Genomic DNA, 11369 nt, shown 5'->3' with positions numbered 1-11369 from the left:
TTCCTTTTCTAGGATATGTACGATGGTCATTATATCCGTCAACCTTTGGACAGGCAATAGCGTCAGCTTTTGGTCATTTAGCATCGTCGGTAACACTATTTGATAACTTGCTGTACAGTCAGCCCGTTCTTAAGGCCGAGGTGTTGATGCATCTTGCAACTGTAAGTAACCTACTTGGCGAGTACCAGGAAGCCCTCCTCTATTATCAGGAGGCGTACAAGATGCTTAACAAGACAGACAATCTCAAGGAGATCGGACTTCTCTACATGGAGATGGGGTCTGGGTACGCTCAAGTTCAGGAGTTCGAAAAGGCAGGCGAGTACGCGCAACATGCGATCGCGATTTTTGATGCCTTGAACATGATCAAACTTCGCTTGAAGATCAACATTCAGTACGCAGTTTCTCTTCGTGAGCAAGGGAAAGCCAAGGAATCCCTGCAGATCCTCGTCACTTGTATCGAGACGTGCCACCAGCAGTCACTCGAGGAAGAACGCTGCCTTATTTATGGAGAGATAGCTCTTCACCATTACTACCAACATGAATTCGATCAGGCACGAGAAGCCGTTCAGCATGGGCTTGCCTCCTTGTCGATTGATTCTCTACTTTCGGGGCATTTGTACAAGACGAAGGGTAAAATTGAAGCGGCGTGTGAGGACGTTACCTTGGCCCTTCAAAACTTCGAGGGTGCAGTCACAGTGTATCTAGAGCACAGCCGGCATCTCGACTTGGCGACGACCTACAAGGAGATTGCGGATTTGTATGAAAAAGCGGGCGATTTCAAAAAGTCCACGCAATATCTCAATCTCATGAATGAAGCCTATTTGGAAAACCTGCGAGAGCGCGGAATCCTACTCACGTAAACGTACTGGAGCTGGAAACATCGACTTCGGTTTTTACTTTAGACTTGAGGCTTTGGGCTCTCACGATGTGGGTATCCAGCTCCTGACTAATGGCAATCACACAGGCATCCGTGAGGGTGCCCTTTTCTTCATAGGCTAGCGTCATTTGTTGGCGTAATTGGTTGATCAGGGTCTCCAGCTCGAGTTCATCCTCCAAAAACCGTCACACCTTTCACAAAAAAACAAGGTAGCGCCAGGCTACCTTGGTTCAATCTATGTCGCTCTGGGGATACCAAAGCGACATTTAGGGAGGCCATCCAAAATGTCGTACTCCCCCTACCCATAGGTGAGAGAACCTACAAAATGAATGGTTTGCAAGGGCATCCGGCAACACTCATCTTCATGAATGACCTCCCTTGCAAACTAATCGTAACAAGGAGTGTTCACAACAACAATGGTTTAGTGAAATTATTGCCTTGTAGTAGCGATTGAAGTGTTGAAAAGCAAAAGCATCCATTGGAGACAGGGCTGCTATCCTACTTGAGTACGCTTGCTGAGGGCGTTGGATGCTTTTGCAAGGGCATCGTAGCTCGGTGTTCCAACAATATCAAGGAAACAGTAAATTGAACAAAAACTGCGCGATTGAAGGTTTGACTGCTTAGTAAGTGAAGGGTGTGCAAGCCGATGAGCAATGGTTGGAAAGAGGTAATTGTGAAATGGGAAGATGTGGAGGAGGGGAGGGTTCATAAAATAAATGGGGTATTGCTAACAGCGGATCTCGACAACACGGCGAAAGTCATTCTGCAAGATCACATCGAAAGCTGTGTTGCACATGCCATGACTCATGGCGAAGAGGGGCAGGTCTTGGAGGACCTTCGAAAAGCCTTGGAGCACTTCATTCGCTAGGGAAGGCCGGAACACATATGTATGAGAAGCTACGAGTTATCCTCGCACTGGCGGTGCCGGCCATTGTCGAGAACATTTTGCAGACGGTTGTTGGATTTGTAGACACGCTGTTCGTCTCCCGGTTGGGTTTGGTCAACGTGACCGCCGTCGGTGTGGCAAACTCGATCCTCGCGATCTACATCGCGGTTTTCATGGCGCTGGGGGTAGGAACTTCCTCGTTGATCGCCCGAAGCGTCGGAGCCGGTGACCTTATGCGTGCAAAAGCCATTGCGAGGCAATCGACTTGGATTTCAGGCGGGATGGGCTTATTGTTTGGCTTGATCACTCTGTTTTTGGCAAGTCCTTTGCTAGAAGTAATGGGTGCAGAACCTGATGTTCTCCAAGCCGCGACCGTTTATTTTCGAATTGTCGGGATGCCGGCTGTTTTTTTGTCGCTCATGACGATTTTCGGAAGCATACTGCGCGCGTCAGGGGATACCAAGTCGCCGATGCGGGTCGGTCTCTGGATGAACGCCGCGCACATCGTGTTGGACTACTATTTGATCTTCGGCCTGTGGAGCGTACCGGGTCTTGGTCTCGCCGGGGCAGCATGGTCCACGGTGCTGGTGCGGGCGGTCAGTACGGTCGCTTTGTATTGGAAGATTCGCCAATCACCCGTCTCTTTTCACTTGTTAGGCCGTTCCTCAGGAGATGAACGGGAAACAGGCAAGGAACTGCTCACACTTTCCACGCCAACTGCCATTGAAAGATTGGTCATGCGCGGCGGGCAAGTTCTGTATTTTGGTCTCATCGTTCATTTAGGCACGTCCACGTTTGCCGCGCACACGATCGCCGGAAACATCGAGTCGTTTGCCTATATGCCCGGCTATGGACTTGCCATCGCCGCCACGACTCTGGTAGGCAAAAGCATGGGGGCCAAGCAGGAGCGTGATGTCATTTTTGGTGATTTTGCCAGCAAGATAGACTTTTTTCATTTTATAATCCCTTCTTATAGGTAATTCGATCATACTTTAAATTAAGAGTGCGTAGCTGTTAATAAATGTGATCACTTTTGATCGTTGGGAACTTTTTCGAAATACTGAGAGAGAACATCTGTATCAGGCCGGCAGCACAACGAGGAGGATCTCGATAAGGAGCTGATCATTTTAGAATGCATTGCAGCCAAACGATTACAGAAATCATCCTTGCGGGGATTGAATAAAGTAAAATGTCTTACATTCCTCGTAAAACGTCTTACTTTAATCATCATTGGGTTAGTGGTCTAAGATTCAGAGGAAACGAGGACGTCAGATCCAAACGGAGTCTCGAATCATGTGACCAGTAGGTTCGTAGAACGCGTCCATAATTCCAAGGCAGGCTGGCACGATGACAGGGAGAATGCAACCTGAGATGGCCAGAGAAAATTAGGCACACGTATGATTCAACTTTATTATCACTCTTCAAGAGCAGGAAGTTTTACTGGCTCTATCTAGACCCGTTCAGTATAGAACTTTTTTATCACTGAACACATGGTACGAATCAAAAAATCACCTCTAATATAGGTTCGACATTGAAAACCCGTCAGCTCATCTAGCGAACTGTCCATGTATTTCCAGTGTACCCCATTTGGAACGCTCTAGGTGAAAGAATTTGGGGCTGTTGTACCCAATCAAGAAGGAAAGTACGCCAAGCACGCGATCGATTTTCGATGCCCTCAACATTATCAAACTCCGGGTGAATATCAACGTTCAGTACGCGGCGACTCTCCGGGAGCAAGGGCAGGCTTACGAGCACTTGCAGATCCTTGAAGCGTGCATCAAAACGTGCAATCAGCTCTTTATCATTACTTCCTAGGTGATTAAGAACATGCGAGAAATACGGTTCCGCAAGTGTTTGCCTCCTTGTCATCGGATTCGTTGCCTTCGGGGCATTTAACCATCTCGAGGAGATTCTCGAGATGGTTGGCTTTTGGATATCAGGAATCGGAACTTGAGATACTGGAGTATCTTTTGGTGTAATTCAAAGAAATAGTGAGTGGGAGTGAGAAAAACACCCCAACAATTCGGTTGGACAGCAATTACGGGCAAATCTGCATGATAATTCATCCAAAACCGAGAGTGTCAAACTCCCTGCCATCGGAGTATGATTATCTCAACAACTTCAACACGGCCTAAACTTGGGAATACTCAAGTACGGAGGAACCAATCTTTTGGGGTTAATCCTGCGCATCTGCGCGGGAGGGATGAGGAAGTCACTTCTCTGCCATCCTACCCGTCAGCTAACTTCGTCGGCTAAAGCAGGGAAGGTCAGGAGACCTTCGATTGAGATGGTCTTTTTGTGTGTTGAACATGGAGAGTCCCTTTGAATCGAAGATTCCGATTGAAGATGTCTGACAATGGATGACAGAGAGCAAAGAATGCCGATCAAAAGGCAGACTGGGCTTTACGTAGACCCATGCAGACTTTGACCACCTTACGATGCATTGCATTGAGATAGGTCAAAGCCGCATGGGTCTATTTTATGCGCAGTTTTAGGAGGCAAGGTCATGAGCCAATCGCTCAAAGCAAAAATGGAAGCTGACATTTCCGAGGCGTACGTCAAATTCCAGCGTGAAATTCTGGGACGTGGCCCGCAGGAAACGAAAACCTACATCCTTAAAGACATGGTCATCGTGCGCATGAAAGGCGTGTTGACCAAAGGCGAGGAAACGCTCGTCAAAACCGACAAAGGCAAACGGCTAGTCAAAGAGTTGCGGCAGACGCTACGCGAGCATCACAGCAGTGATATTGAGGTGCTGATCTCGCAAATCACGGGGTGTAAAGTCATCTCAAGCCACTTTGATATCTCCACCAAGATCGGCGAGCTGATGGAAATGTTCATTCTCGACCGAGACCTGGATAAAATTATTAAGGATTAAGGAGTCGGGACACCGGAAGACAGTGCACAAGGGGGCTTATAAAAGCAGCCGGGTGTGAAGTAGACCGATGTAGACTTCGAATTTTTGAGCATGAGGTATTCAACCGTGCTCTGAAAATTCGAAGTGTGCATCGGTCTTTTTTTGTCCCATATGACGAAATGGAGGAGTTGCGAATGGTGGATGTTTTGATGGTGGCAGGCATTCTCGTGTTGACGGGGCTGTCTCTGGGCACAACTCGTTGGGCTTCAAGGGTCCTGGAAGAAGGGAGTGAGCGCGCATGACTTTCGTGTTGGGCTTTCTCATCGCAGGTTTGTTTCTGTACTTGACCTACGCGCTCATTAACCCGGAAAAATTCTAACATTGTAGAAGGAGTGAATGTTTGTGAGTCTTACGATTGTTTCGGTCGCCATCACCCTGTTGATCGCGTTGGCTTTGGCAAAGCCGACTGGTAACTATCTGGCGAACGTGTTTGATTATGAGTCCCGTCGCGGGGGCGCGCGTTTCTTCGCCCCGATTGAAAAGCTTCTGTTGGGTATCGGCGGGGTTGAGGCCCGCGACCAATCGTGGAAACAGTATGCGAAGGCATTGGTTCTCGCGAATACCCTCATGATCTTGCTCGTCTATCTGGTCTTCCGTTTCCAAGGCGCGTTGCCGCTCAACCCGAACCATATCGAATCGATGGAACCGACGTTGGCGTTTAACACAGCCATCTCGTTTATGACCAACACCAACTTGCAGCACTACAGCGGCGAAAGCGGGTTGTCGATCCTCTCCCAATCAATCGGGATCGTCTTCATGATGTTCGTAGCACCGGCCTCTGCATTCGTGGCCGCCATCGCCTTTATGAGAGGCTTGGCGGGGAAATCGCTCGGAAACTATTTCGTCGACTTGGTTCGAAGCATCGTCCGGGTCTTGCTCCCGATCTCGCTGGTATGCGCCTTTTTCTTCATCGCGCAGGGCGTTCCGCAAACGATGGATGCCACGCACACCGTTACCACCTTGGAAGGCGCACAACAATCGATCGCCGTCGGTCCGGTCGGATCCTTCCTCTCGATTAAAGAACTGGGCAACAACGGCGGTGGTTTCTTCGGCGTCAACTCGGCACACCCGTTTGAGAACCCAACCGCACTCTCGAACGCACTGCAGATGATCTTAATGTTGCTGCTTCCGATCTCGCTGCCGTTCACGTACGGTCGCATCGTTGGAAACGCGAAGCAAGGACGCGTCCTGTTCGTCGCGATGGCGATGTTGTTCCTCGTAGGGCTTGGCATCACGTGGGGGATGGAGAATGCTGGGAACCCTGTGATCAACGCAATGGGTGTCCAGCATGACGCCGGTTCAATGGAAGGCAAGGATGTCCGATTCGGCACCGCACTCTCCGCGTTCTACGCGACAGTCACGACCGCTTCAGAAACGGGTGCTGTCAATACGATGCACGATTCGTTGACGCCGCTTGGCGGTCTGATGGCGCTCTCCAACATGTTGCTGAACACCGTATTTGGCGGTGTCGGTGCCGGGATTCTCAACGTCTTGCTCTACGCAATGGTCGCAGTCTTCCTGTCTGGACTGATGGTAGGACGTACGCCGGAGTTCCTCGGTAAGAAACTGGAGCCGCGTGAAATGAAGCTGATCGCGGCGACGCTGTTGATCCATCCCTTCTTGATCTTGGGCGCGACGGCGATTGCCTTCGCGACACACTACGGATTTGACGCGATCTCCAATCCTGGCTTCCATGGAATTACGCAAGCGTTGTATGAATACACGTCTTCCGCAGCCAACAACGGATCTGGTTTTGAAGGACTTGGTGACAACACTCCGTTCTGGAACCTCTCGACCGGGATCGTCATGTATCTGGGGCGATACCTCTCGATCATCTTGCTGTTGGCGGTCGCAGGATCGCTTGCTAGCAAACGTCATGTGCCGGAAACGGTCGGCACCTTCCGCACCGACAACGCACTGTTTGCAGGCGTTTGGGTCGGCACCGTCTTGATCGTCGGCGCGCTGACATTCTTCCCTGCACTCGTGCTAGGGCCGATTGCTGAGTTTCTCACGTTAGGGTAAGGAAAGAGAGGAGATTTCATCATGAGTCGCAATCAACGGAAAAGCCTGAGTGGAGAACTGGTTCGCTCGGCCATCCAACATTCGTTTATTAAACTAAATCCTCGGGTGATGTTCCGCAACCCAATTATGTTTGTTGTCGAAGTCGGTATGATCATCACCTTTTTGCTTTGCATCTGGCCGAACGCGTTCGGCGGAGAGAGTTCCCGTGCGTTCAACATCGTGACCACGATCATTTTGTTCCTGACGGTGCTCTTCGCCAACTTCGCTGAAGCCTTGGCAGAAGGCAGGGGGAAAGCGCAAGCCGACTCGCTGAAACAGACCAAGAAGGACGTCGCCGCCCGCAAACTCCAATCTGATGGCACGGTGAAAAACGTCCCGGCCACTGATCTGCGCAAAGGCGACATTGTGATCGTCGACGCCGGAGAGATGATCCCCGGCGACGGCGAAGTCATCTCGGGTCTTGCTTCTGTCGATGAATCGGCGATCACAGGTGAATCGGCTCCAGTGATCAAAGAGGCGGGTGGCGACTTCTCCTCCGTTACTGGCGGAACCCGTGTCGTGTCCGACTCGATCAAAATTCGCATCACTACAGACCCCGGCGAATCGTTCCTCGACCGCATGATCTCTCTGGTCGAAGGGGCAAAACGTCAAAAAACGCCGAACGAGATCGCGCTGAACACGGTGCTGATCTCGCTTACCCTGATCTTCTTGCTCGTTGTCGTCACGCTACCCGTTCTGTCGAAGTACGTGCACGTCTCTTTGGAAGTCCCGATCTTGATCGCCTTGCTCGTCTGCTTGATTCCAACCACGATCGGCGGTCTGCTCTCCGCCATCGGGATCGCTGGGATGGACCGCGTCACCCAATTCAACGTCCTCGCGATGTCGGGGAAAGCAGTTGAAGCCGCAGGTGACATCAACACGATCATCCTCGACAAAACGGGGACGATTACCTTTGGGAACCGTATGGCGAGCGACTTCGTGCCGGTGAATGGCGTGAGTATTGCAGACCTTGCAGGCTGGGCAGCGCTCTCCTCAATGGCGGACGAAACCCCTGAGGGTCGTTCGGTGCTGGAATATATGAAAAAACAAAACCTCGTCTACAACGCCGAACTGGCGCAGGGAAGCCAGTTCATCGAATTCAAAGCAGAGACCCGGATGTCGGGCACTGATCTGCGAGATGGTCGTCAAGTTCGCAAAGGCGCCGTCGATTCAGTAAAAAAATGGGTGCTCGCCAACGGCGGCAACGTGCCGTCTGATCTGGGCAGTAAAAGCGACGAGATTGCACGCGTAGGCGGCACTCCCCTTGCCGTGGCGGTCGACAACCAGATTTATGGCTTGATCTATCTGAAAGACACTGTGAAGCCCGGCATGCGTGAACGCTTTGAACAACTGCGCGCTATGGGGATCAAAACGATCATGTGCACCGGCGACAATCCGCTGACGGCTGCGACCATCGCGAAAGAAGCGGGCGTGGATGACTTTATCGCCGAATCGAAACCGGAGGACAAAATCGCCGTCATCCGCCGAGAACAGGCAGAAGGCAAGCTGGTTGCCATGACGGGCGACGGCACCAACGATGCACCGGCGCTGGCCCAAGCGGATGTCGGGCTTGCGATGAACACCGGCACCATCGCCGCGAAGGAAGCGGCGAACATGGTGGACCTTGACTCCAACCCGACGAAGATCATCGAGGTGGTTTCCATCGGGAAGCAGTTGCTAATGACCCGCGGGGCACTCACGACCTTCTCGATTGCCAACGACATCGCGAAGTACTTTGCGATCATTCCGGCGATGTTCATGGTTGCGATTCCGCAGATGGAAGCACTAAACATCATGCGCCTCGGCTCTCCGACGTCCGCGATCCTCTCCGCTCTGGTGTTTAACGCGATCATCATTCCGTTGTTGATCCCGCTGGCGATGAAGGGCGTCGCGTACAAACCGATGAGCTCGTCCGCCCTGTTGCGCCGCAATCTATTCGTCTACGGTCTGGGCGGCGTCATCGTTCCGTTCATCGGGATCAAACTCATCGACCTGATTGTCAACCTGTGGGTGTAAACGAGAGGAGTTCCATTTAATGAAAACCTTCATCACATCGCTTCGCCTGAGTCTCGCTTTCATGTTGCTTTGCGGTCTCGCCTACCCCTTCGCTGTGACGGGGGTGGCGCAGGCGGTTCTGCCGGACCAGGCGAACGGCAGTATCATTTCGAACCAAGGTAAAGAAGTCGGTTCCAAGCTGATCGGCCAAGACTTCCATGATCCGAAATACTTCCAAGGTCGAGTATCTTCTATTAAAAGTGACGCGGCAGGTTCGGGGACTCCGAACTACGCGCCGTCCAACGAGGACATGAAAAAACGCGTCGAGGAATCTATCTCCACGTGGAAGCAAACCAATCCGGACGTCCCGCTGAATCAAGTCCCAGTCGACCTCATCACCAACTCAGGTTCCGGTCTCGATCCACACATCTCGCCGGAAGCAGCCTTTGCGCAAATTCCGCGCATTGCGAAGGCAATTGGCCTCTCATCAGACCGCCTGCACCAGCTAGTGGAAAAAAACACCCAAGGCCCGGAGCTCGGTCTGTTTGGAGAGAAGCGCGTCAACGTGTTGGAACTCAATCTCGATTTGAACCGTGAACTGCAACGATGAAGCGACCCTGTCCCGATGACCTTTTGAAAAAAATTCAGCGGGAGTCACGCGGGTACTTTAAGCTCTACATCGGGGCGGCCCCCGGAGTTGGCAAAACGTACAACATGCTACGGCAAGGAAACGAGATGCTCGAGGAAGGCGTGGACATCGTCATTGGGTTGGTGGAAACACACGGTCGCTCCGGGACGGAGAAGCAGATCGAACGCTTGCCGATCCTAGCAAAAAAGCAGATTGAGTATAAAGGTAAGTTGCTCGAAGAGATGGATCTGGAAGGGATCTTGGCACGGCGACCGCAGTTTGTCATCATTGACGAGTTGCCCCACACGAACGTCCCAGGCTCAAAACATCAAAAGCGGTACGAGGACGTGCTGGAAATTCTACATGCGGGTATTAACGTGATCTCCGCCATGAACATTCAGCACTTGGAAAGCCTGAACGACACGGTCGAACAACTGACGGGCGTCAAAGTCCGCGAACGCATCCCGGATTTGATTCTGCACGAAGCCAACGAAATTCAATTGATCGATACCCCTCCTGGAGTTCTGCGGGAACGTTTGAAGTCCGGTATGATCTATAAACCGGAGAAGATCGAGCAATCGTTGCAACACTTCTTTAGGGAAGGCAACTTAAACGCCTTGCGTGAGCTGGCGTTACGTGAAGTGGCCGACGATGTAGATGAACGGCTGAATTCCTACAAGCAAGAAAACGGCATCGATGGCATGGTCGGTGCCAATGAAAAAATTCTCGTGTGCGTAAACTACCGCCCGAATGCGGAACGTCTGATTCGACGAGGGTGGCGAATTGCCAGCCGCTTGAAGTGCGATTTGCACATCTTGAATGTGCAGGCGAAACCGGTCGCAGAGTTTGCTCAAGCGACGTTACGCAAACGAAATGCCTTAGAACAATTGTCGAAGGATTTCGGGGCGGAATTTCACATCGAACCCCCCAACGGACGCAAACCGGCCGACGTCATCATCGACTTCGTCGTGCGATACGGCATTACGCAGATCGTGCTCGGTCAGTCGGCGCGCTCCCGTTGGGAGGAAATTCTCAAAGGTTCGATCATCAACAAGATTTTGAATGAAACCAAGTATGTCGATGTCTTGATCGTTGCAGACGGTGTGGACAATCGCGATTAGGCAGACTGAGTGCAAGGGGTCCGTGGACGCCGGGCCGTACGTAAGCCTGCGAGATCTCATAAGGTTTCGGTGCAAGCCCAAGGAGACATTCGGGCTGGTGCACGGAGATCGTTTGAGAGCCCGCAGGCTTTTTTTGATCCAAAGCAAGCAAAGGAGAATAACAACGATGTTCGTCTATGTATATGGAAACTCGACCGTAGCAGGAACTATCCGCGAAGCTCTTCACAAGCGGGCGGTGCAGGTTCTTGATCAGACAGCCGAGATGGAAGCCTTGGCTGAATGCTCAGTGGCTTTGTTGTGTGTTGATAGTCTGGCGCATGCAGAAAAGTCACTTCGTCCCGTGGAAGGGTTGAGAAGCCTGTTCAAAATTCTCATCGTGACCGACCCGAAGTTGTATCCCGTCTATCGTAAAATGGGCGCTGAGCTAGTGCTCTTGACTAGACAGAAGCCGGAGAATCTGGACTGGTTGATTGCAGACTTGGTGTAAGCGATGGAGGTGCTCGATATGCATTGTTCCAGATGTTGTGAATCGATAAAGTTGCAGCAAAAAAAGTGCGAGGTTTGCGGAAGTGTCGTGTTTCGGTTTGAGATAGAGCCCACCACTCAGCCATTGCCCCCACAACGAGCGGTAGACGTAATGCGTTTCTTCGTGCTCGTAGCGTTCATTCTGCTGTTGACGTTTGTATTCAAGTGAAAGGGTGATTCGTTTGGATCTGCATATCGCTTTACAGACGATAGCCGGACTGACAGTTGGATGCGTCTGCCTCGTTGTTCCTGTATTCATCATCGTTCCTATACTCGGGAAAAGGACCAAGAGGAAGCAGAAGGAGAGGAGATAAAACACATTGTTGTTCCTCTCAAAACATCAAAAAGAGCCACCAATT

Annotated in this window: 11 protein-coding genes and 1 riboswitch; of the genes, 10 read left to right on the top strand and 1 reads right to left on the bottom strand. The window is 51.4% G+C overall.

What is annotated here, in order from left to right; translation table 11 throughout:
* A partial coding sequence (locus C7459_RS06475; protein WP_211320351.1) for a hypothetical protein occupies positions 1–860 on the top strand: 860 nt, incomplete at its 5' end.
* Here the strand turns inward: C7459_RS06475 and C7459_RS06470 are convergent.
* On the bottom strand, positions 853–1056 hold the full coding sequence (locus tag C7459_RS06470; RefSeq protein WP_109687564.1) for an aspartyl-phosphate phosphatase Spo0E family protein: 204 nt from the start codon (positions 1054–1056) through the stop codon (positions 853–855). The genes C7459_RS06475 and C7459_RS06470 overlap by 8 nt on opposite strands.
* 467 nt (positions 1057–1523) lie before the next feature.
* On the opposite strand from C7459_RS06470, the gene C7459_RS06465 reads away from it, so the two are divergent.
* From C7459_RS06465 to C7459_RS06420, 9 genes are all read left to right on the top strand, one after another.
* Positions 1524–1745 (top strand): metal-sensitive transcriptional regulator, encoded by a 222-nt coding sequence (locus C7459_RS06465; RefSeq protein ID WP_109687562.1) that lies wholly within the window; start codon positions 1524–1526, stop codon positions 1743–1745.
* Between the two features lie 17 nt (positions 1746–1762).
* The gene (locus C7459_RS06460) at positions 1763–2743 is read left to right on the top strand and encodes an MATE family efflux transporter (protein ID WP_109687560.1); all 981 of its coding nucleotides are present in this window, start codon (positions 1763–1765) and stop codon (positions 2741–2743) included.
* A gap of 1138 nt (positions 2744–3881) precedes the next feature.
* A riboswitch (cyclic di-AMP (ydaO/yuaA leader) is annotated at positions 3882–4033 on the top strand.
* A 236-nt stretch (positions 4034–4269) separates the two neighbouring features.
* On the top strand, positions 4270–4641 hold the full coding sequence (locus C7459_RS06450; protein ID WP_109687556.1) for a Na-translocating system protein MpsC family protein: 372 nt from the start codon (positions 4270–4272) through the stop codon (positions 4639–4641).
* Between the two features lie 277 nt (positions 4642–4918).
* Positions 4919–4999 carry a K(+)-transporting ATPase subunit F gene (gene kdpF / locus C7459_RS24140; protein ID WP_109687554.1) on the top strand — a complete coding sequence of 27 codons (81 nt, stop codon included), beginning with the start codon at positions 4919–4921 and terminating at the stop codon, positions 4997–4999.
* Between the two features lie 17 nt (positions 5000–5016).
* Positions 5017–6702, top strand: a complete 1686-nt coding sequence (gene kdpA, locus C7459_RS06440; protein ID WP_109687552.1) for a potassium-transporting ATPase subunit KdpA — start codon at positions 5017–5019, stop codon at positions 6700–6702.
* Positions 6703–6723: 21 nt separating this feature from the next.
* Entirely contained in the window at positions 6724–8757 is a 2034-nt protein-coding gene (kdpB, locus tag C7459_RS06435; RefSeq protein WP_109687550.1) for a potassium-transporting ATPase subunit KdpB, read from the top strand.
* Between the two features lie 19 nt (positions 8758–8776).
* Entirely contained in the window at positions 8777–9346 is a 570-nt protein-coding gene (kdpC, locus tag C7459_RS06430; RefSeq protein ID WP_109687548.1) for a potassium-transporting ATPase subunit KdpC, read from the top strand.
* Positions 9343–10485 carry a KdpD-like non-kinase potassium sensor gene (gene kdpDN, locus C7459_RS06425; RefSeq protein ID WP_109687546.1) on the top strand — a complete coding sequence of 381 codons (1143 nt, stop codon included), beginning with the start codon at positions 9343–9345 and terminating at the stop codon, positions 10483–10485. The genes kdpC and kdpDN overlap by 4 nt, the downstream gene beginning before the upstream one ends.
* A 166-nt stretch (positions 10486–10651) precedes the next feature.
* Entirely contained in the window at positions 10652–10972 is a 321-nt protein-coding gene (locus tag C7459_RS06420; protein ID WP_109687544.1) for a hypothetical protein, read from the top strand.
* Positions 10973–11369 lie beyond the last annotated feature (397 nt).

This window comes from Tumebacillus permanentifrigoris (genome assembly GCF_003148565.1).
In the GTDB taxonomy this organism is placed as follows: Bacteria; Bacillota; Bacilli; order Tumebacillales; family Tumebacillaceae; genus Tumebacillus; species Tumebacillus permanentifrigoris.
This window is presented reverse-complemented; position numbering and strand designations above follow the sequence as displayed.